This window comes from Streptomyces albofaciens JCM 4342 (assembly GCF_008634025.1).
In the GTDB taxonomy this organism is placed as follows: domain Bacteria; phylum Actinomycetota; class Actinomycetes; order Streptomycetales; family Streptomycetaceae; genus Streptomyces; species Streptomyces albofaciens.
Window position 1 is genome coordinate 2702735 of record NZ_PDCM01000001.1, and the last position, 19854, is coordinate 2722588.

The window sequence follows — 19854 nt, forward strand, 5'->3', positions numbered from 1 at the left end:
GCTGCCGTGACCGGCGGGCGGCCGGGGCACATGGGTGCTCCCGCCGCCCGCCGGCCGCTTGCGGCGCGGGCGCGCCGTCAGCACACGATCTGCGTCGTGTGGTTGAACGAGGTGGACTGGCCGTTGAATCCGTAGGTGCCGCGGTAGGACAGCGGAACCTGGAACTGGCCGATGATGGTGACCGTCGAGGCACAGTTGCCGCCGGTGCCCGGACGCTTGGCGTCGATGCGCAGCGAGGTGCCGATCGAGCCGCCGGTGATGTCCCACGGGGCGCCGCAGATGCCGGTGGTGATCCGGCCGCCCGTGATGACGTTGGTGTTCGGGTTGTAGTTGACCTCCATGTCGAAGGTGAGCCCCTGGTTGTGGAGCGCCATCTTCTGGGTGACCTGGAGGGCTTCGGCGGAGACGTCGCGCTGGACGGCGAACGCCTCGTCACGGGTCTTGACCTCGGAGCCCTGGGCGTTGACGAACTGCTGCTCGTGGCCCGGCCCCTTCTTCTTCGGTGCTGCGCTTGTCATGGCTCTCCCTCGGGCTCGGTGGGTCAGGCCAGCTGCTCGGCGACCTCGACGCGCAGCAGCGTGCGGACGTTCTCGAAGTGGTTGACGACGGTGACGGTCGACGAGCCCGCGAAGAGCAGACCGACCGCGACATCGTCGAGCGAGGTCACCAGCGAACCGGAGTCGCCGCCCGCCGAGATGTTCGTGGTCATGATCTGGTCCTTGAAGCGCGCCGTGCCGGCCGAGCCGTAGTTCACGTCGACCGTGGCGTCGGTGGAGACGATCCGCCCGAAGCTGATGTTGGTGGTCCGGCCGGTCTTCTTCACCCGGTCGCCCACCGCGACCGACGACTTGCGGCGCCAGGCGCGCGGCGCGCCGCTGAAGTACGTCTGCCGCGTGGCGTCCTCGAACTCGATCTTCGCCAGGGCCGCGTCCACCACGTTGTTGTGCTGTGTCAGCGGAATCTGCGGGGCGAACTGGATCGTGATGAAGCGGTCCAGCGTGCCGATCCGGTCCGCGGGGTCCGTACCGCCGTCGAACTTGCCCGGCTGGAGCACGGCGCTGCCCAGCGGCGCCCGGTTGGAGTCCGCCAGGACGTGGTTGTTGCTCAGGATGTAGAACTTGCCCGGTACGCCGAGGCCGGGCGCCGGCGGATTGGTCGCGGCGCCGGGCAGGAAGTCGTACACCACGCTGCCCAGCGTGCCGGCGGTGACCTGCACGTTGCCGACGGAGAAGCCGGCCGGGCAGGGCCGCATCCGGCGCTTGAGCAGCTGCGGCTCCAGGGCGCTGCCGAGCTGGCTCAGCTCTTCGAGCAGCGGCTGGGCGAGCGAGCCCATCCGGCCGCCGTTGCCCATGAGACGGCCCTGCTCCTCGGTGAGCGACCGGCCCTGCTGCCCGCCCGGTACGCGCTGCTGCGGCTGGGCGGAGATGTGGCCGACGGCCAGGACGTCGGTCGGGGTGCCGTCGTCCATCTGGCGCGGGATCACGTCCCGCTCGGGGAGCATCGACTCCGGGACCTTCTGTGTGACGAAGACCAGCACGGCTTCCTCGCCCGTGGGCTCGCCGTTGGTCCACTTCACGCCGTGCCCGAAGCCGACCACGTTCGCGGTCGGGTTCTGGGGGTGCATGAAGTCGGAAAGTGCCTGCTGGCGGGAGGTGTCGCTGACCTGACCTCCGGTGGGACCGCGCATCATCTCGGGCTGGTTCACACCAGACCACCTCTTCCCCGGTGGGCGTCCCGCGCGGCTCTCAGCCGGGCGTCCGGTGCTACGCGCGAAGGCTCGCGCGCACGGGCGGATACGGCTGCGGGGCGGGACCGCGTTCGCTTCACGAGCCCGGGCCGCCCACGGCGGGGGGCTCTCAGGGGAGGACGGGACCCGGCACGGAACAGCTCCCCGGGCGGTTCCGTACGGCCCCGGGCGCTCCGCTCTCCCTACGGGTGATGCAGGTAGGGACTGTCTATTGCCGGGGCCGGTCGGCGGTCAAGGAGGTACGCGATAAATCTTGCGCTTGCTGCGCAGATGCCCCCGATGACCTTGTTTGCCATGATTTTCCGAGCTGAAGGGAAACGCTTCCCGGACATCGTGGCGTCGTACCGGGTTCAACCGCGGTTCGCCGCGGCGCGCCAAGGTGTGACGCACAGCGCACAGCACTCCCGTACCGGCCCGTCCAGGAGATGACATGCCGCTCACCCGCAGAGACTTCGCCAAGCGCTCAGCCGCCGGTGCCGGGATCGCCCTGACCGGCAGTGTGGGTGTCCTGGCCACCGCGCCCGGTGCCGTCGGGCGGGAACGCGCGGAACAAGGACCACCGGAGACGGACGGGCCCACCGCGCCCGCCGGCACACGCGGAGACGCGCCCGGCTACGGGCCGCTGATCGACGACCCGGCCGGCATCCTCGCCCTGCCCGCCGGATTCACGTACGAGATCATCACCCGGGCCGGCGTCACCAAGCTGGAGAGCGGTGAGCCCACCCCCTCCAACCACGACGGCACCGCCGCCTTCGAGGGCCCGCGCGGCGCCACCCTGCTCGTCAACAACCACGAGCTGAAGGGCCCGCGCGCGAAGTGGCCGCACCCGGTCCCGCTCGCCGACGGCCTGGTCTACGACCCGGCGGCGGCCGGCGGCTGCACGGTCGTCGAGGTCTCCCGGGACGGTACGCACATCACCGAACGGGTCGGCATCGCCGGCACCTCCACCAACTGCGCGGGCGGCCGCACCCCCTGGGGAACCTGGCTGACCTGCGAGGAGACCGAGGACAAGGCCGGCCAGAACGGCATGACCAAGGACCACGGCTACGTCTTCGAGGTGGACCCGCACGATCTCCGCGCGGCCCGCGCCCCCCGGCCCGTCAAAGCGCTGGGCCGCTACGCCCACGAAGCCGTCGTCGTGGACCCCCGACGCGGCCACCTCTACCTCACCGAGGACGCCGACCGCCCCAACGGCCTCCTCTACCGCTGGACCCCGCCGCACGCCTTCCGCCACGGCCGCGGCCGGCTGCGCGTCCTGGCCGACGAAGCCGGCGTCCTGGCCGCGTTCCGCTGCTACGACTCCGGCGGCCGCTTCGTCGACGACCTCTCCCGCGCCACGAAGACCGGCACGGTCTACGGCGTCGACTGGATCGAGGTCCCCGACCGCGACGCCCGCCGCACCCCCGTACGCAAACAGTTCGCCGACGGCATGATCACCCGCGCCCGCAAGCTGGAAGGCATGTGGTGGGCCGACGGCGGCGCGTACATCGTCTCCTCGTACGCCCGCGACGAGAGCCCCGTCCGCCACGACGGCCAGGTCTGGTTCTACGATCCGCGCCGCCGCACCCTGACCCTGAAGGTGCTGCTCGGCACCGATCCGGACCCCGCCGAGGACGGCGCGTTCGACGGCCCCGACAACATCACCGTCTCCCCCTACGGCGGCCTGATCATCGCCGAGGACGGCGAAGGCGTCCAGCACCTGTTCGGCGCCACCGACGACGGCCGCACCTATCCCATCGCCCGCAACGACCTCAACATCGGCACCCCCGAAGCCCCCGCCTACAGCGAATTCACCGGCCCGGTCTTCTCGCCCGACGGCCGCACGCTCTTCGCCAACATCCAGGAGCCGGGGATCATGCTGGCGGTCAGGGGGCCGTGGGGGCGGCAGGGGTGACCGTCGCGGGGGCCGGTCCCGCGTTAACCGGCACACAGCCGCCAGGAATCCCGGCCACGGCCGTCACGTTGTACGAAGAGTGAGCACGCGGACGAGCACGACCACCACGACGACGCAGACGGCCGGTCGGGCGGCGGGGGACACGGACACCGGCACGTATGCAGCCGGGGACCCGTCCCCCCGCAGCCCCCGCCTCCGTACCCCCTTCTCCGTCCTCGACCGCTCCCGGACCCGCCAGGGACACCCGGAGGCCACGGCCCTCCGCGACACGGTCGGCCTCGCCCGGCACGCCGAAGCCCTCGGCTACCACCGCTTCTGGGTCTCCGAGCACCACAGCGTGCCGGGCGTCGCGGGCTCGGCACCGACGGTCCTCGCCGCCGCGGTGGCCGCCGCGACCTCCCGCATCCGGGTCGGCACCGGCGGCGTCATGCTCCCCAACCACCGCCCGCTGGTGGTCGCCGAACAGTTCGGCGTCCTCGAAGCGCTCTTCCCCGGCCGCATCGACATGGGCCTCGGCCGCTCCGTCGGCTTCACCGACGGCATCCGCCGCGCCCTCGGCACCGACAAGGAAGCAGCCGACTCCTTCGCCACCCAACTGTCCGAACTCACCGCCTACTTCACCGACGGCCCGCGCCCCCACCCCCAGGTGCACGCCCGCCCCGCGGAGGGCCTGCGCGTCCCCGCCTTCGTCCTGGCCACCGGCGCGGGCGCGGACATCGCCGCCCGCGCCGGCCTGGCCCTGGTCATCGGCGACCCGCGCGGCCGCGACACGATGCAGGCCGCCATCGACCGCTACCGCGCCACCTTCGAGCCCTCACCCCTGTGGCCCCACCCGTACGTCATCGTCTCCGGCACGGTAGCCGTGGCCGAAACCCCCGAACAGGCCCACCGCCTCCTCCTCCCCGAAGCCTGGTCCCTGGCCCACTCCCGCACCCACGGCGTCTTCCCGCCCCTCGAACCGGCCGATTCCATCACCGCCCGGGAACCCGGCCTCTCCCCGAAGCAACGCGCCTTTTACGAATCCGCCCTGACCGGCCACATCCACGGCACGGAGCCGGAAGTGGCGGCCCAACTGGACGAACTTCTGACGCAGACCGGCGCCGACGAGTTCCTGGTGACGACGAGTACGTATGACCGGGGGGCGTTGGCGGAGTCCTATGAGCGGCTGGCGAGGGTGGTGGGGTTGTCCGGTTCGGTCCAGCCGGATCGGGCAGCGGGGTAGCCCCCGTTGTCAGTCCCCTTGGTTATGGTCTCAAGCGCGCGGTCGGCTTCCGGGGGTTCCAGCTCTGAAGGGAATGGTTGCATCCCCGGCCTGTCCGGGGGCGGCCCGGAGACTCGTCCGGGACCCAACCGACGGCCGGGCTTCGTCGATGGCCAGGGGAGAAACCTGTCAGCGCCGACCGCGCAGCCCGGAATCAGCCATGCCCGAACGGCACTTCGCCACCCCGGACGGCCCATCGGACGCCACCGCGAACCGACGGAAGCGGCCGAACGAACCGCCCCCTACGGCCGCCGCCCCTCAACCGCCCCACCCACCGCCTCCAACGCCAGCCGCCATGGATAGCCGTCCAACTGCGCACCGCCGGTCCCGGACGCGTGCGGCTCCCAGGCCCCGGTCCGTACAGCACGCGCACGCCCAGGTCCCGCAGCACCTGCACGGAGCGCCGGGTGGCGCCAGCCACTCCGCACGGACCGCCCGGAAACGGCCTCCACCGCGTACACGTCGATGACCCCACCCGCCTCGGGCGCCGGCGTCGCGATGACGCACACGCCCACCCGTCGGTGACGGCGGCCTCGACCAGCCGGACGACTTGGGCGGCGGATGCTGCGGCGCAGGTGATGATGGAGAGGACTTTGGGGTTGCTCATATCGGCCATCTGCGCAGTGTGCCTGTGTCCGGGGTCATGGTCTCGTCGGCGTGTGGTCGCGGTTGCCGACGCGCATCGATTGTTTCTCACCGTGCGGCTGGGGACGCATGTGTCCAGCGGAGCCGAGCTGCCCCTAGGCTGCGGGAATGATCGAAGCGGTGGTGTTCGATGTGGGGGAGACCCTGGTCCGGGACGACCGGTACTGGCACGGCTGGGCGGACTGGCTGAGCGTCCCCCGGCACACCCTTTCTGCTTTGGTGGGGGCGGTGGTCGCCCAGGGGCGGGACAATGCGGACGCCGTCCGCCTGCTGCGCCCCGATATCGACATTGCCGCCGAGTACAGGGCCCGCGAAGCGGCTGGACAGGGCGAGGATCTCGATGAGACGGACCTGTATCCGGATGTGCGGCCCGCTTTGGTGGCACTGCGTGAGGCCGGGACCAGAGTTCTGATCGCTGGGAATCAGACGGCTCGTGCAGGTGAACTGCTCCGTGGCCTGAATTTGCCGGCCGATGCCATCGCGACATCAGGGGAATGGGGCGTCGCCAAGCCGCGGCCCGAGTTCTTCGAAAAGGTCATTGGTCTTGCCGGTACTGCCCCGGAGCGCATTCTGTACGTAGGTGACCACCCTGCCAACGACATCGTTCCCGCTCACGCGGCCGGCCTGCGGACCGCTCATGTACGTCGTGGCCCGTACGGGATCTTGTGGGGAACGAGTGCGGAAGCGGATCTGGCCGACTGGCGGATCAACGGCTTGGACGAGCTGGCGGGTATCGTCGCAGATTGATGCCCCGTCAAACCGGACGGAGTCCGACGTGTACACCGATGCCTCTGCCGGTGCAGGAAAGCGCATTGCGTACCAGCGGCGACTCGCCCGTCTCACGCAGCAAGAACTTGCCCGTACGGCAGGCGTCGCCCTGGGGACCGCGCGCAAGATCGAGCGCGGGGAGCGGGGCGTCGGTGAGGGAGTGTCGGACGCCATCGCCGCGGCACTTGGTATTGATGTCGCCTGTCTGCTGCCTGGGCGTGACCGTGCTGATGACCGGGTGCATCGCGCCATGCCCGAGCTGTCCGCGGTGCTCGCGACCTACGACATGCCCGAGGACGGGCCCACGCGCCCCCTGAGCCAACTTCGGGAAGCGGTCGCCGAGGTCGTCACCTGGCGACTCGCGGCTCAGTACGTTCATATCTCACGCCAGGTCCCGGGACTCCTCGCCGAACTGGGCCGTGCTTTCCACGGCGCACCCACGAAGTGCCGTGCCGATACCGCCGAGCTGCTCGTCGCCGCATACCGGGCCGCCGACGCGGTTGCGTACAAGTACGGCGCCTACGACCTGTCCGCCCGCCTGATCGACCTCATGAGGTGGGCTGCGGCGCAGTCGGAGAATCCACTGCTCGAAGCCGCGGCCGCGTATACGCGGACGGAGATGTATTTCGCCGCCGGCGCGCATGCGATCGGTCTGCGGGCTCTGGAACGCGCTCTGGACGTCCTTCCGCGTCGACCGGTCTGTCCGGTAGCTGTTGCCACGCGTGGTGCCTTGCATATGCGGGCCGCCGTCATCGCCGCTCGTGCCGGAGAGGAGGGAGTTGCCTTTGCCCACGCTGCCGAGGCGCGTTCCCTCGCCGCGCGAGTTCCGGAAGCCACCTACCAAGGCACGGGGTTCGGTCCGGCGACCATGCGTATGCACGAGTTGTCCGTGGCGGTCAGCTTGGGCGACGGATTCGTACGCCGTGCCCTCGACGCAATCGGCAGCTGGGCTCCACCGAACGGGCTCGCCGCGGAACGCCGATCGGGTTTCTACATCGAACTGGCCCGCGCCCAACTCTGGTCGGGTCAGCCCGACCAGGCCTTCGCTTCCCTGCGGACCGCACGGCGCATCGCTCCTCAGCACACCCGTGAACACATGTGGGTGCGCGAGGACGCCGCTACCCTGCGCCGGCTGAAACGCAGCGACGCCGAGAGTCTGTCGAAGTTCGCCGAATGGTGCCGCGCGGGCGAGTGACCGGACTACCCCGCAGAGGGGTACTTGTGCCGCTCCGGGCAAGTCAGCATCTCCTTGTCCGAACGACAGGAGCCCGCAATGACTGCATTCAGCAGGCCGTCCAGCGTCCGCGCACAGCCATCGGCGAATACCGCGTACCTGCCTCCTTCTCCCCTCCCCGACTGGATCCCCCGCGGAGCCGGCCTGCGCGTCGTACGTGATGTGGCCGTGCTCGGGATGGATGTGGTGTGGCTTGAACTGGTGGTGGGAGAACGGGTGTTGAGGTGTTTGGGGGACCGGTCCGGGGCGGTTGTCGAGGATCATCGGCGGCCGGCCGGGATGTGCTGGCTGGTGCCTGCCGGGACGGCTGGTGGGGTGCGGTTGCCCTTGTGGGGGGACAGGGGCTTGGGGGTGGCCTTGTACGTGCCCGGGTTGGCCATGCGTAATGAGCGGCTGCGGTGGCGTGTGCGGCCGGAGGCCGGGGCGCTGGTGACGAGTGCGGTGGCCTTGCGGGCGGCGGTCATCGCGGTGGAGGCCGCACGGTGATCTGCTGCGCGGACTGCGGCAGGGTGCGGGGCGTGACCGTGATCGGGACCGTGCACACGGCCAGTGGGGGCGGGGCCGACGTTGGGCTGTGTGCGGGGTGTGAGGAGAAGCGGGGGAGGCGGCGCGAGCGTGGCGCCCGGTCGTCGGCGCCGCCCCGCGGCGACCGAACGCCGCGCCGCCCGGCTTGACCAAGCCGGGCGGCGCGGACGGGGGCTGGGAAAGGAATGGGGAAACGGGCGCGTGCCCGGCTGTTACGAACTACGAGGTTCTGCTGGGAACTGCTACTCGGGCGGTGTCGGTGAGGCCCGGAGCCAGCGGCTCGTCGCCGTTGGGTGAGGACTCGCCCAAGAGCTCTCGTGGCCCACGCGACCCCGCTGACCTGGCAGTTCCTACAGCGCCGCGCCCCCCGGCTTCACCATTCCGCGGACCGTGCGCGCGTCCACGAATTCGCCCATTGCCGTCATTTCCCATTCGCCGGAGAACTGGCGGATGAGCTTGGCCATCATGACGCCCGTGCGCGGTTCGGCGTGGGTGAGGTCGAAGCGGACGAGTTCTTCACCGGTTTGGGCGTCCATCAGGCGGCAGTAGGCCTTGGCGACGTCGGAGAATTTCTGGCCGGAGAAGGAGTTGACCGTGAAGACGAGGCCGGTGACCTGTGGGGGGATGCCGCCGAGGTGGACGGTGATGGACTCGTCGTCGCCCGCGCCCTCGCCGGTGAGGTTGTCGCCGGAGTGCTGGATCGCGCCGTTCAGGATCTGGAGTTTGCCGAAGAAGCAGTTGTCGACCTTCTTGCGGTCCGGGCCGTAGGCGATCACGGAGGCGTCGAGGTCGATGTCCTTGCCGCGGTAGGCGGGCTCCCAGCCGAGGCCCATGCGGACGGAGGACAGGAGCGGGCGGCCGCCCTTGACCAGGGAGACGGTCTGGTTCTTCTGGAGGCTGACGCGGCCCTTGTCGAGGTTGATCTTGCCGGCGCCGGGCGCGGGCGCGGGCGCGGCAGCAGGAGCAGGAGCAGGAGCAGGAGCAGGGGCAGGGGCAGGGGCAGGGGCGGCTGCCGCGGGCGGCGGGGCCATGGGCGCCGGGGCGCCGGTGGGCGGGCCCCACTGGGGGGCGGGGGCGGGCTGCGAGGTGGCGGCCGGTGGGGCCGGGGGTGCCTGCGGGGCGGGTGCCGCGGGCGCGGCCGGCTCCTCGACGCTGACGCCGAAGTCGGTGGCGATGCCGGCCAGGCCGTTCGCGTAGCCCTGGCCGACCGCGCGGACCTTCCAGGCGCCGTTGCGGCGGTAGACCTCGACGACCACCAGGGCGGTCTCCGGGCCGAGCCGGGGCGGGGTGAAGGTGGCGATGACGCTGCCGTCGTCGGCGTTGCGGACCGTGCCGGTCGGTTCGGTGCCGGCGAACGTGGCGCCGGGGGCGTCCAGGCTGGCGGTCACGACGATCTTCTCGATGCCGGCCGGTACCGCGGCGGTGTCCACCGTGATCGTGTCACCGGCGCCGCCCGCGCCGGACGTGTGGGTCACGCCCGGGCCGGCCGGCTGGTTGTAGAAGACGAAGTCGTCGTCGGAGCGCACCTTGCCGTCGGCGGTGAGCAGCAGGCCCGACACATCGAGCCGCACGGGCGCGGTGACGTCCACCGCCACCCGCGAGGCGGTGAGCGGGAGGTTCGAGCCAGGAGTCATAGCGGTCATGCCGGGGATAACGAGCGGCCTTTCTTTGCGGTTCCATTACCGGGGCCGGATGGGTCGGCCGATACCGCGGCGGGGCGGGGCGGCCGGTACCCGGGCGCGGCGGGTCGGCCGATACCGGGGCGGGGGCAGCCGGTACCGGGGCGGGGTGGGGCGGCTGAAACGGGGGCCGTACGGGGTCGTACAGAGCCGTACGGGGCCGTCGGCCCGCCGGCGGTCAGCGGCGTTCGCGGGAATTGCCGAACAGCAGGCGGTAGGCGATCAGGAGCACCAGGGAACCGGCGATGGCGGCGATCCACATCGACGGGTCGTAGAAGTCCTTCGGTATCGGCTTGTCCAGGATCTTGGTGGAGAGCCAGCCGCCGATGAAGGAGCCGACGATGCCGATGAGGGTGGTGCCGACGATGCCGCCCGGGTCCCGTCCGGGCAGCAGGACCTTGGCGATGATGCCGGCGATCAGCCCCAGTACGAGCCAGCTGACGATGCCCATGGTGCGTTCCTCGTTCCTGCGTAGTTGCGCAAATGATTGAAGCCATTGATACGCACACAAGGACGCCGCGCGGACGGCGCGGGTTGCGTCGGCCGGCCCGGCGTGGCCGAGGCCACGGCCGTTCAGTACGGCCAGATGGGCGGGTCCACGCAGAAGGCGCCGCCGAGGTGGGCGTGTTCGGGATCGGCGGGGTCGAGTTCGCCGTGCGCGGCGATCAGTTCGGCGGCGTACTGCTCGGAGTCGTCCTGCGGCTCGTAGCCGAGCGAGCGGGCCGTGCTCAGGTCCCACCACAGGCGGGTGTTGGCGGAGGAGCCGTAGACGACGGTGTGGCCGACGCCCCCGGCGGTGAGCGCGGCGTGCAGCAGGCGCGCGCAGTCGGCCGGGCTCAGCCAGATCGAGAGCATGCGGACGGTGGTGGGCCGCGGGAAGCAGGAGCCGATGCGGACGGAGACCGTCTCGATGCCGTGCAGGTCCCAGTAGAGGGAGGCGAGGTCCTCGCCGAAGCCCTTGGAGAGGCCGTAGTACGTGTCGGGGCGGCGCGGGGTGTCCACCGGGATCGCGCCGGAGCCGTCGGCGGGGCGCGGGGTGAAGCCGACGGCGTGGTTGGAGGAGGCGAAGACGACACGGCGGACGCCTTCCTCGCGCGCCGCCTCGTAGAGGTTGTAGGTGCCTTCGATGTTGGCGCGCAGGATCTTCTCGAAGGGCGCTTCGAGGGAGATGCCGGCGAGGTGGATGATCGCGTCCACGCCGCGCACCGCCTCGCGCAGGGCCTCCTTGTCGGCGAGGTCTGCGGTGATGGCGGCCGGGGCGTCGTCGATGGCGCGCTGGTCGAGGAGGCGGAGCCGGTAGCCGTACGGGGGCAGCAGGTCGCGCATCAGGGTGCCGAGGCCGCCGGCGGCGCCGGTGAGCAGGACGGTGCGGGGTGCGGGCATGGCGGCTCCTCCGGGCGGGCTCGGTCGTACGGCTTCATCCGCGGACGGCGTTCAGGTAAGTGGACGATCGCCGTCACGGTAGGAAGGCGCGCCGGACCGGGTCAAGATGCTTGACGGGGCGGCCAAATCCGGTTGCGTGGAGGGGCTTTCGGGGCCGCTGGGGCCGTTTCGGGTCCTTGACCGGCCCGGGAGCGCTGCCCTAGCGTGAGCGCGTTCATGAGTATGGACGACAGTCAGGGACGTGCACATGGTGGTGGCGTCACCACGACGTACGCGCCTCCGGTACGAGCATGCCAGGGAGAGCCCGTGACCCCAGCCCCGCCGCTCGCCGAGCGCCTCGACGGCCTGCTGTTCTTCCCCGTGACCGCGTACGGGTCCGACGGCGCCCCGGACCTGGCCGCCTTCCGCGCCCACGTACGCCGGGGCATCGACGCGGGCGCCGCCGCCGTCTTCGCCTGCTGCGGCACCGGCGAGTTCCACGCGCTGACGCCCGAGGAGTTCCGCGACTGTGTGGCCGCCGCGGTCCAGGAGGCGGCCGGGCGGGTCCCGGTGCTGGCCGGCGCGGGCTACGGCACCGCGCTCGCCACGCGCTTCGCGCGCCTCGCCGAGGACGCGGGCGCCGACGGCCTGCTGGCCATGCCGCCGTACCTCGTCGTCGCCGACCAGGCGGGCCTGCTGCGGCACTACACGGAACTCGCCGCCGCCACCGCCCTGCCGGTCATCGTCTACCAGCGCGACAACGCCGTCTTCACCCCGGACACCGTCGTCGCCCTCGCGCGCACCCCCGGCATCATCGGCCTCAAGGACGGCCTCGGCGACCTCGACCTGCTCCAGCGCGTCATCAGCGCCGTACGGACCGGGACGGCGGGGCAAGAATTCCTGTACTTCAACGGGCTGCCGACCGCCGAATTGACCGGACTCGCCTACCGCGGCCTCGGCGTCCGCCTCTACTCGTCCGCCGTCTTCGCCTTCGCCCCGGAGATCGCCACGGCCTTCCACCGCGCCCTCACCGACGGTGACGACGCGACGGTCACCCGGTTGCTGGACGGCTTCTACCGGCCGCTGGTCGAGCTGCGCAACCAGGGCAAGGGCTACGCGGTCTCGCTCGTCAAGGCCGGGGTGCGGCTGCGCGGCACGGACGTCGGCGGGGTACGGGCGCCGCTGAGCGAACCGGCCCCCGAGCACGTCGAGGCGCTGGCCGCGCTGATCGAACGGGGCCTGGCGCTGGTCGGCGCGCCGACGGGCGGCCGGTGATGCGGGCCGCCGCGTTCCTCTACCCGTGGGACGTGGTGGGCGACCCGGACGCCGCCCGCCGCGTCGCGGACCTCGGCGTCCAGCAGGTCACCCTGGCCGCCGCCTACCACTCCACCCGCGCGCTGACGCCGCGTCACCCCCGCCACCGCGTCGTCACCGCCCGGCACTCGGCGGTCCTGTACCCGCCCGACGCCGCACGCTGGGCGGGGCGCGCCCTGCGCCCGTACCCGCAGGAGTGGGTGGCGGGACCGGACCCCTTCGGCGAGGCGGCGCGGGCGCTGACCGACGCGGGCCTGGAGGTGCACAGCTGGGTCGTGCTGGCCCACAACGGCCGCCTGGGCGCCGAGCACCCCGCCATCGCCGTACGCAACGCCTACGGCGACCGCTATCCCTGGGCACCCTGCATCGCCCGTCCCGAGGTCCGCGCCTACCTCTGCGACCTGGCGGCGGAGGCGGCGACCCGTCCCGGCGCGCGCGGCACCGAGCTGGAGTCCTGCGGCTGGTACGGGCTGGAGCACCTGCACGCACACGACAAGATCACCGGCGTGCCGCTCTCCGGCGCCGCCCGGTACCTGATGTCGCTGTGTTTCTGCGAGGTCTGCGAGGCGGGGTACGACGGGTTGGGGGCGCGGGCGGCGGACGTGCGGGGCGCGGTCGTACGGGCGCTGGAACCGGCGTGGACGGGTGCGGGCGGGAGCGAAGGGGGGACCGGCGGGGGCCGGGCGGGGGAGTGGCGCGGGGTGGAGGCGCTGCTCGGGGGTGAGCTGGCGGGACTGGTGCGCGGCTGGCGGGACGGTGCAGCGCGCACGCTCCGGCGGGAGGTCGTCGCGGCCGTCCGCGGCGCCGCGGACGACGGCTTCCGGATCCTGCTGCACGCCGACCCGGCCGCGCACCGCTGCGGCGCGAACGTGGGCGCCGATCCGGCGGACGTGCTCGCGGACACCGACGGGGTGGTGGTGCCGTGTACGGGGGACGACGCGGCGCGCGCCGACGCGCTGAGGCCGTTCGCGGTGGCGCGTACGGAAGCGGCGGCGCGTACGGAAGCGAGGTCCAGTACGGAAGCGGTGGCCCGTACGGCTGCGGTGGCCGGTACGGAAGCAGCGGCGGCGCGTGCGGAAGCGGTGGCTCGTACGGAAGGGGAGGCCTGCACGGAAGGGGAGGCCTGCACGGAAGGGGAGGCCCGTACGGGAGCGGCGGGGGCCGCCCCGGCCGGATGCGTCGCCGCCAACCTCACCATCGTCACCGCCATGGGCGGCAGCCCCGGCACCCTCGCCGCCGACGCCGCGCACGCCGCCGCCCTCGGCGCCGACGAACTGCGGCTCTACCACGCGGGCCTGGCCGGTGACGGCGATCTCGCGGCCGTACGGCGGGAACTGGCAACCGTACGGCGGGAGCCGGCAACCGCGCGCCGGGACCTCGGCGGCGCCCGGAATTCCGCGGTCTGACCCCCCGCCGAGCGGCGGCGAACAAGCCGCCGCCCTGTCCGGTTCCTTTCGCCGACCGGGCCCCGCCCATTCCGGCCGGTCCGTACCGCGCGGTGATCTACTACAACGCGTTCCGTACCGCGGCCCCGTGCCTCACGCGGCACGCCCCGGGCCGCGTACGACCACGAGAAGATGCTGGAAGGAACGTCATGACACAGCGCATCCTCGACCTGGACCGGGAGGAACTGGCCTCGCTGCGGGGCCGGGAGCTGACCGAAGCGGTCGCGGCGGCCGAGGGCCGCACGATGGTCGCCGAGGTCTTCGCCGAACGCGCGGCGCTCTCCGCCCACCCCCTCGGTCACGCGGGCGTGCACAACATCGAGCTGGTGTCCGCCTTCGGCGCGGACATCGTGATCCTCAACCTCATCGAGCGGGCCTGGGACGGGGAGTGTCTGCGGCTGCCCGGCCTGGGCACGTTCACCAGCTTCGCCGACCTGGCCTCGTACGTGGGCCGCCCGATCGGCGTCAACCTCGAACCGGGCGACGTGCCGGAGATCCGCCGGGCCGGTCCCGAGCAGGCCCGCCGGCTGGTCGGCATGGGCGCCGCGCTGCTCTGTCTGACCGCCAACCCCGGCACCGGCGGCAGCTTCGAGGGCCTGGCCCGGGTCACCGGCGAACTGCGCCGCGCCCTCGGCGACGATGTGGCGCTGTGGTCCGGCAAGATGCACCACGCGGGGCACCCCGAGCGGGTCACCGCCGGGCGGCTGGCCGCGCTGGTGGACGCGGGCGCCGACGGCGTCGTCCTGCCGCTGCCCGGCACCATGCCCGGTCTCACCAAGGAGCGGGCGGCCGAGGCGGTCGCCGCCGTGCACGACGCGGGGGCGGTGGTGATGGGGACGATCGGCACGAGCCAGGAGGGCGCGCACACCGACGTCGTGCCCCAACTGGCCCTGACGGCGAAGGAGATCGGGGTGGACGCGCACCACTTCGGGGACGCCTTCCTGCCGGGCGTGTGCGATCCGGAGCTGCTCTACGGCTACTCCGTGGCGGTACGCGGCCGCCGCCACACCTGGAACCGGATGGCGCTCAACGGGCGCGGCAACCGCATTCCGGCCTGAGGGGGCGGGACCCCACGGCGGACGGGTCAGCCGCCGCTGCCGCGCGGCACCGGTTCCCGCTTCGTGGCGCTGAGGTGGGCGAAGACCACCACATTGCCCAGGTACTCCTGCCGGGCCTTGTTGAAGCCGCCGCCGCAGGTGATCAGCCGGAGTTCGGGGCGGGCGGCCGGGCCGTAGACCTTCTTGTCCGGGAAGTCGTCGCCGTCGTAGACCTCGACGGCGTCGACGGAGAAGACCGCGGTCCGGCCGTCCGCGCGGACCACCTCCACCGTGTGGTTCTTCTTCAGCGCGCCGAGGTTGTAGAAGACCGCGGGGCCGGAACGGGTGTCGACATGGCCGGCGATCAGTGAGGTGCCGGTGGCGCCGGGGGTGGTGCCGTTCTCGTACCAGCCGGCCAGGTTCTCGTCCCCCTCCGGCGGGGTGGCCAGGCTGCCGTTCCCGTCGAGGCCGAGGCCGGTCAGCGGCGCGTTCACGTTGATGGACGGGATGCGGACGCGCAGCGGCCGGGAGGCGGGCATCGGCGGGGGCGGCGGGGTGGGGGACGCGGACGGCCGGGCGGCCTCCGGCCCGGCGAACCTCTGGTCGGCGGAGGGCTGGGGCGGCGGCGCCTGGGCCTCGGCGCCGTGGCCGATCAGCCATATGCCGGTGCACATCGCCGCCGCGGTGAGCAGGGCTATGAAGCCCTGGTCGCCGCGGAAGCGGCGGGTGGTTCCCATGGCTGTCGGCCTCCAGGGGGTGCGTTGCCGCGGACTGCGGTCACGGGTTGGCGAGAGGGACGGGACAGGACGGGAGGACGGGGCGGGACGGGGGCGGGACAGGACGGGACGCGGCCGCCACGTCGGATACGCCCCGGCCTCCCGGTCACGGCAGCCGTGTCCGGGAGGTGGGGGCGGCCGGTCCGGGCCGACGGTGCCGGTGCCGGTGCCGGACCGGCGCTGCCGGTCGTACCGGCTCAGGCGCTGCCGGTCGTACCGGATCAGGCCGAGTCGTCCGCGCGACGGCGGCGTACCATCCACACGCCACCGGCGGCAGCCGCCAGCAGTACGCCCGCACCCGCGGCGATCTCCGTGGTGCCGGAGCCCTCGCTGGTGGTACCGATGCCGGTCCGGGTCTTGCCGCTCGGGCCGGAGCTGACCCGCACCGTGCCGGTGATCTCACGGCCGTTGGAGCACTTGCCGCCGATGCCGTAGTTGCCCGCCTTCGTGCCGGCCGGCACCCGCAGGGAGCCCTGTACGTTTTCCGTGTGCGTCTGGCCCTTCGAGGACAGGGTGACCTTGCCGGCGCCCAGCGTGCTGGCGTCGACGGTGGCCGAGCCGTTCTTGCCGCAGTCACTGCTGTTGAGGTTGACCGAGTTTCCGGCCTTGACCGGGTTCGGGGTCACTTCGATCTTGCCGAAGTTCCCGGCGAACGCGGAGCTCGCGGACAGTCCGAGGGCGGCTATGGACAGGGCGGCACCGGTGAGAACGCGACTGGAACGCATGACACGAACCTCCACGAAGCGCGGACGCGGCACAGGACTGCACCGCAAAGGAAGTTGGGGGAGTTCCGCGCCTCCTGAATCCGAGGTAAGCGGCCGGGCGCGCCGGGAGCCTGCTGACGTGCTGTCAGAACTCGCGGCGCGCGGCGGCGTGTCGCGCGTGATCGGCTACGTTTGAGCAGGTCAGCGGCGAAATGCCGGTGACGTTCGGTGACCGGGGGAATTGGGATGAACGGGTGACGGATTTATCTCGCGGAATGCGCTGGTGGCACTGCGTAATCAGGGGTTACGGAGGGTGCCTGTACGGGTGAATGGCGGGCACGGGAACCGGCCCGTCCCCGGGTGGCTGGACTCCGAACCCGTCCTTGGGCGGCCGGACTCCACGCCCATCCTCGGGCGGCCGGACTCCGGGCACGAGAACCGGCCCACCCTCGGGCGGCCGGACTCCGGACCCGTGCGCCCGCGCGATCGGCCGGCCCTCGGGCCCGGCCGGCGGCCCCCGGTCTCACCCCGGCCGCACGAACCCGCTCTCGTACGCCGCGATCACCGCCTGGGTGCGGTCCCGTACGCCCAGCTTGGCCAGCACCCCCGCGACATGCGTCTTGACCGTCGCCGGGCCGACCGCCAGCCGGTCCGCGATCTCCGCGTTCGTCAGGCCCTTGGTGATCAGGCGCAGCACGTCCGCCTCGCGGTCGGACAGCCGCGCCCGCAGCGCCCGCGCCGACTCCCGCTCGGCCCGCGCCCCCGCGTACCGGGCGGCCAGCTCCCGTACGGCCGCGGGGAACAGCAGCGAGTCGCTGCGCGCCACCACCCGTACCGCCTGTACGAGGTCCTCCACACCGGCCCGCTTCAGCAGGAAGCCGTGCGCTCCGGCGCGCAGCGCGTCGTACACGTACGCGTCGTTCTCGAAGGTCGTCACCACGAGGATGCGGGGCGGCTCGGTCATGCCCGCCAGCACCTGTTCGGTCGCGCGGATGCCGTCGATCTCCGGCATCCGGACGTCCATCAGCACGACGTCCGGGCGCAGTTCGCGGATCATCGGCACGGCCTCGGCGCCGGTGGCCGCCTCGCCGACCACCTCCAGGTCCGGCTCGGCGCCGAGGATCGCGCGGAGCGCCGTGCGGACCATCCGCTCGTCGTCGGCGAGCACGATGCGCAAAGGGGTACGGCCGTCCGCCGGGGCGGCGCCCTCCGCGCCGCTCACCGGGACGCCCCCAGCGGGAGCCGTACGGTCAGCCGCCACACGCCGTCCCGGCCGGTGGCCCGCGCCTCGCCGCCCAGCAGGCGGGCTCGTTCGGCGATGCCGCGCAGGCCGTGCCCACCACCGGGGCGGGCCCCGCCCGTCGCGCCGCCCCCCTCCACGTACGTCACCGCTGCCTCCACCGGATCCTCCGCCGGATCCTCCGCCGGATTCTTCATCCGGTCCTCCGCCGGACTGTCCACCCGGCCCTCCACCGGACTCTCCACCCGGTCCTCCACCGGATTCTCCATCGTGATCGTCAGCTCCTCCGCGCCGACCGTGATCCGCAGCCCGACCGGTACGGCCCCGGCGTGGCGCAGCGCGTTGCTGAGGCCCTCCTGCACCATCCGGTAGGCCTCCCGTGAGACCAGCGGCGGCAGTCGCCCGCAGTCGTCGTCGATGTCCGCGGTGATCCGGAGCCCGGCGGCGCGGGTGCGGGCCAGCAGTCCGTCCAGGCCGTCCAGCGTCGGCGCGGGCGCGGTGGTCCGGCCGTCGCCGTCCTCGCGCAGCAGGCCCAGTACGGTGTCGAGTTCGGCGACCGCGTCGCGGGTGGTCTCCTCGATGGCGGCGAGCGCCTGCCGTACGAACTCCGGGTCGCGGTCCAGCACCCGGCGGGCCGCTCCGGCCTGGAGGGTGACCGCGCTGAGCGCGTGCCCCACGGAGTCGTGCAGTTCACGGGCGAGGCGGTTGCGGGAGGCGAGGTCGGCCGCCCGGCGTTCGGCCGCGGCCAGCCGGTCGGCGGGCGTCCGGCCCAGCATCACGGGCGCCCCACGGGCCAGCAGCCGGCCGCCCACCCACGTGGTGCCCACCCATAGCGCGAGCAGGCCGAGTCCGGTCAGCGGGCCGAGCAGACCGCCGGCCAGATCCGGCCAGCCCAGCTCCTGGTGCCGCAGCGGGTCCGCGACCGGCAACAGGAACAGCGCCACGGCGGCGGGCGGCGCCGCCAGCGTCATGCCGCTGACGATGCCGCCGGCCGTCAGGTGCGCCACGAACCACAGCGCCGTACGCCGCCGGGCGGCCCATGAGTCGGCGGGCTCCTCGGCCAGTTCGGCCGCCACGTCGGCGGGCAGGCCGCACAGCGACCGCGCCGCCGTCGCCTCCAGCGTGCGCAGCAGCGGGAAGAGCAGCGCGCCGAGGGCGGCGAGCGGCAGCGCGAGGGCGAACGCGGCGAACTGCCAGGGGAAGTCGTCGAAGGGGTTGACGCCGTCGAAGACCAGCGGGACGACGAACGTCGCCAGGAGGAAGAACGGCGTCAGCAGGGCGCCGCCGAGGATGAGATGCACCCAGCGGCCGACGAGCAGCCGCGCCCTGTGCGTCCGTGTGCTGTGCGTCGGCGCGCTGAGCGTCCGTGCGCTGCCGGGCTCCACGCCGGACTCCACGCCGGACTCCCTGCCGGGCTCCACGCCGGGCATCAAAGGCGTCGCGTCGCCAGCGTCAGGCGGTCGCGGGCGTCGAACAGCGCGTCCTTGATCAGCTGCTCGTGTCCCGGGGTCAGCCGGGCCACCGGCACCGAGCAGCTGACCGCGTCCCGAGCCGGGGTGCGGTACGGGATCGCCACGCCGAAGCAGCGCAGGCCCAGCGTGTTCTCCTCGCGGTCGACCGCGTAACCCAGCTCGCGCACCAGGTGCAGCTCCTCGATGAGCTGTTCGCGGTCGGTGACGGTGTGCTCGGTGAGGGCGTCCAGCTTCTCCGGGAGGAGGGCGCGGACCTGCTCGTCGGTGTACGTGGCGAGCAGCGCCTTGCCCAGGGACGTGGAGTGCGCGGGCAGCCGGCGGCCGATGCGGGTGAACGGACGCAGATAGTGCTGGGACTGGCGGGTGGCCAGGTAGACGACGTTGGTGCCGTCCAGCCGGGCCAGGTGGATGGTCTCGGCCGTGTCGTCGGCGAGCCGGTCCAGCGAGGGGCGGGCGGCGGCCACCACCTCGTCGCCGTCGATGTACGAGGTGCCGACCAGCAGGGCGCGCACGCCGATGCCGTACCGGGTGCCGGTGGCGTCGGTCTCCACCCAGCCCAGGTCGACGAGGGTGCGCAGCAGCATGTACAGGCTGGACTTGGGATAGCCGACGGCCTCCTGGACGGAGGCCAGGCTGTGCATGCCGGGGCGGCCGGCGAAGTACTCCAGCAACTCCACCGTGCGCACAGCGGACTTGACCTGCGCTCCGGTGGTCTCGGCAGCGGACATCGGCCTTGACCCCTCAGTTCGGA

Annotated in this window: 18 protein-coding genes; 7 read left to right on the forward strand and 11 right to left on the reverse strand. The window is 72.6% G+C overall.

All coding sequences use genetic code 11. The features are described 5' to 3' along the window. Nucleotides 1-77: 77 nt before the first annotated feature. Both CP973_RS12100 and CP973_RS12105 read right to left on the reverse strand, forming a co-directional pair. Complete coding sequence (locus tag CP973_RS12100; RefSeq protein ID WP_150240071.1) at nucleotides 78-518, reverse strand: hypothetical protein; 441 nt, start codon at nucleotides 516-518, stop codon at nucleotides 78-80. A 23-nt stretch (nucleotides 519-541) separates the two neighbouring features. Further along, nucleotides 542-1705: a chymotrypsin family serine protease gene (locus CP973_RS12105; protein WP_150240073.1), complete on the reverse strand. Its 1164-nt coding sequence runs from the start codon at nucleotides 1703-1705 to the stop codon at nucleotides 542-544. Nucleotides 1706-2177: 472 nt separating this feature from the next. Here CP973_RS12105 and CP973_RS12110 point away from each other — a divergent pair, with 472 nt between their 5' ends. From CP973_RS12110 to CP973_RS12125, 4 genes are all read left to right on the forward strand, one after another. Further along, nucleotides 2178-3641, forward strand: a complete 1464-nt coding sequence (locus CP973_RS12110; RefSeq protein WP_150240075.1) for an alkaline phosphatase PhoX — start codon at nucleotides 2178-2180, stop codon at nucleotides 3639-3641. A gap of 79 nt (nucleotides 3642-3720) precedes the next feature. Further along, nucleotides 3721-4863: an LLM class flavin-dependent oxidoreductase gene (locus CP973_RS12115; protein WP_244409411.1), complete on the forward strand. Its 1143-nt coding sequence runs from the start codon at nucleotides 3721-3723 to the stop codon at nucleotides 4861-4863. 792 nt (nucleotides 4864-5655) lie between these two features. Next, nucleotides 5656-6294 carry an HAD family hydrolase gene (locus tag CP973_RS12120; RefSeq protein WP_150240077.1) on the forward strand — a complete coding sequence of 213 codons (639 nt, stop codon included), beginning with the start codon at nucleotides 5656-5658 and terminating at the stop codon, nucleotides 6292-6294. Nucleotides 6295-6322: 28 nt separating this feature from the next. Continuing rightward, complete coding sequence (locus tag CP973_RS12125) at nucleotides 6323-7510, forward strand: helix-turn-helix domain-containing protein (protein WP_244409413.1); 1188 nt, start codon at nucleotides 6323-6325, stop codon at nucleotides 7508-7510. 299 nt (nucleotides 7511-7809) lie between these two features. On the opposite strand, the gene CP973_RS12130 is transcribed toward CP973_RS12125, so the two are convergent. The 4 genes from CP973_RS12130 to CP973_RS12145 all read right to left on the reverse strand — a co-directional run bounded on the left by CP973_RS12130 (nucleotide 7810) and on the right by CP973_RS12145 (nucleotide 11136). Next, complete coding sequence (locus CP973_RS12130) at nucleotides 7810-8013, reverse strand: hypothetical protein (RefSeq protein WP_150240081.1); 204 nt, start codon at nucleotides 8011-8013, stop codon at nucleotides 7810-7812. A gap of 411 nt (nucleotides 8014-8424) precedes the next feature. Next, on the reverse strand, nucleotides 8425-9708 hold the full coding sequence (locus CP973_RS12135; RefSeq protein ID WP_150243478.1) for a TerD family protein: 1284 nt from the start codon (nucleotides 9706-9708) through the stop codon (nucleotides 8425-8427). A 223-nt stretch (nucleotides 9709-9931) separates the two neighbouring features. Continuing rightward, nucleotides 9932-10204 carry a GlsB/YeaQ/YmgE family stress response membrane protein gene (locus tag CP973_RS12140; protein ID WP_150240083.1) on the reverse strand — a complete coding sequence of 91 codons (273 nt, stop codon included), beginning with the start codon at nucleotides 10202-10204 and terminating at the stop codon, nucleotides 9932-9934. Nucleotides 10205-10326: 122 nt separating this feature from the next. Then, the gene (locus CP973_RS12145) at nucleotides 10327-11136 is read right to left on the reverse strand and encodes an NAD-dependent epimerase/dehydratase family protein (RefSeq protein ID WP_150240085.1); all 810 of its coding nucleotides are present in this window, start codon (nucleotides 11134-11136) and stop codon (nucleotides 10327-10329) included. A 306-nt stretch (nucleotides 11137-11442) separates the two neighbouring features. Between CP973_RS12145 and CP973_RS12150 the strand changes: the two genes are divergently transcribed. The 3 genes from CP973_RS12150 to CP973_RS12160 all read left to right on the forward strand — a co-directional run bounded on the left by CP973_RS12150 (nucleotide 11443) and on the right by CP973_RS12160 (nucleotide 14932). Next, nucleotides 11443-12390, forward strand: coding sequence for a 5-dehydro-4-deoxyglucarate dehydratase (locus CP973_RS12150; RefSeq protein ID WP_150240088.1), 948 nt, complete (start codon nucleotides 11443-11445; stop codon nucleotides 12388-12390). Further along, nucleotides 12390-13835 (forward strand): glycoside hydrolase family protein, encoded by a 1446-nt coding sequence (locus tag CP973_RS12155; RefSeq protein WP_244409415.1) that lies wholly within the window; start codon nucleotides 12390-12392, stop codon nucleotides 13833-13835. The genes CP973_RS12150 and CP973_RS12155 overlap by 1 nt, the downstream gene beginning before the upstream one ends. 188 nt (nucleotides 13836-14023) lie before the next feature. Further along, nucleotides 14024-14932, forward strand: a complete 909-nt coding sequence (locus CP973_RS12160) for a DUF7916 family protein (RefSeq protein ID WP_150240090.1) — start codon at nucleotides 14024-14026, stop codon at nucleotides 14930-14932. A 26-nt stretch (nucleotides 14933-14958) separates the two neighbouring features. Here the strand turns inward: CP973_RS12160 and CP973_RS12165 are convergent, their stop codons facing one another. The 5 genes from CP973_RS12165 to CP973_RS12185 all read right to left on the reverse strand — a co-directional run bounded on the left by CP973_RS12165 (nucleotide 14959) and on the right by CP973_RS12185 (nucleotide 19831). Further along, nucleotides 14959-15648 carry a class F sortase gene (locus CP973_RS12165; protein WP_150240092.1) on the reverse strand — a complete coding sequence of 230 codons (690 nt, stop codon included), beginning with the start codon at nucleotides 15646-15648 and terminating at the stop codon, nucleotides 14959-14961. 260 nt (nucleotides 15649-15908) lie between these two features. Further along, complete coding sequence (locus CP973_RS12170) at nucleotides 15909-16412, reverse strand: hypothetical protein (RefSeq protein ID WP_150240094.1); 504 nt, start codon at nucleotides 16410-16412, stop codon at nucleotides 15909-15911. A 502-nt stretch (nucleotides 16413-16914) separates the two neighbouring features. Continuing rightward, the gene (locus CP973_RS12175; protein WP_150240096.1) at nucleotides 16915-17613 is read right to left on the reverse strand and encodes a response regulator; all 699 of its coding nucleotides are present in this window, start codon (nucleotides 17611-17613) and stop codon (nucleotides 16915-16917) included. Beyond that, on the reverse strand, nucleotides 17610-19061 hold the full coding sequence (locus CP973_RS12180) for a sensor histidine kinase (RefSeq protein ID WP_425281961.1): 1452 nt from the start codon (nucleotides 19059-19061) through the stop codon (nucleotides 17610-17612). The genes CP973_RS12175 and CP973_RS12180 overlap by 4 nt, the downstream gene beginning before the upstream one ends. Continuing rightward, complete coding sequence (locus CP973_RS12185; protein ID WP_150240098.1) at nucleotides 19061-19831, reverse strand: IclR family transcriptional regulator; 771 nt, start codon at nucleotides 19829-19831, stop codon at nucleotides 19061-19063. The genes CP973_RS12180 and CP973_RS12185 overlap by 1 nt, the downstream gene beginning before the upstream one ends. Nucleotides 19832-19854: the final 23 nt, after the last annotated feature.

Coding starts and splice junctions, on each gene's coding strand:
- CP973_RS12120 (WP_150240077.1), top strand. CDS start 5,656: ATGATCGAAGCGGTGGTGTTCGATGTGGGGGAGACCCTGGTCCGGGAC.
- CP973_RS12160 (WP_150240090.1), top strand. CDS start 14,024: ATGACACAGCGCATCCTCGACCTGGACCGGGAGGAACTGGCCTCGCTG.
- CP973_RS12180 (WP_425281961.1), bottom strand. CDS start 19,061: ATGCCCGGCGTGGAGCCCGGCAGGGAGTCCGGCGTGGAGTCCGGCGTG.
- CP973_RS12170 (WP_150240094.1), bottom strand. CDS start 16,412: ATGCGTTCCAGTCGCGTTCTCACCGGTGCCGCCCTGTCCATAGCCGCC.
- CP973_RS12110 (WP_150240075.1), top strand. CDS start 2,178: ATGCCGCTCACCCGCAGAGACTTCGCCAAGCGCTCAGCCGCCGGTGCC.
- CP973_RS12140 (WP_150240083.1), bottom strand. CDS start 10,204: ATGGGCATCGTCAGCTGGCTCGTACTGGGGCTGATCGCCGGCATCATC.
- CP973_RS12100 (WP_150240071.1), bottom strand. CDS start 518: ATGACAAGCGCAGCACCGAAGAAGAAGGGGCCGGGCCACGAGCAGCAG.
- CP973_RS12130 (WP_150240081.1), bottom strand. CDS start 8,013: ATGACCGCCGCCCGCAAGGCCACCGCACTCGTCACCAGCGCCCCGGCC.
- CP973_RS12145 (WP_150240085.1), bottom strand. CDS start 11,136: ATGCCCGCACCCCGCACCGTCCTGCTCACCGGCGCCGCCGGCGGCCTC.
- CP973_RS12135 (WP_150243478.1), bottom strand. CDS start 9,708: ATGACTCCTGGCTCGAACCTCCCGCTCACCGCCTCGCGGGTGGCGGTG.
- CP973_RS12185 (WP_150240098.1), bottom strand. CDS start 19,831: ATGTCCGCTGCCGAGACCACCGGAGCGCAGGTCAAGTCCGCTGTGCGC.
- CP973_RS12155 (WP_244409415.1), top strand. CDS start 12,390: ATGCGGGCCGCCGCGTTCCTCTACCCGTGGGACGTGGTGGGCGACCCG.
- CP973_RS12165 (WP_150240092.1), bottom strand. CDS start 15,648: ATGGGAACCACCCGCCGCTTCCGCGGCGACCAGGGCTTCATAGCCCTG.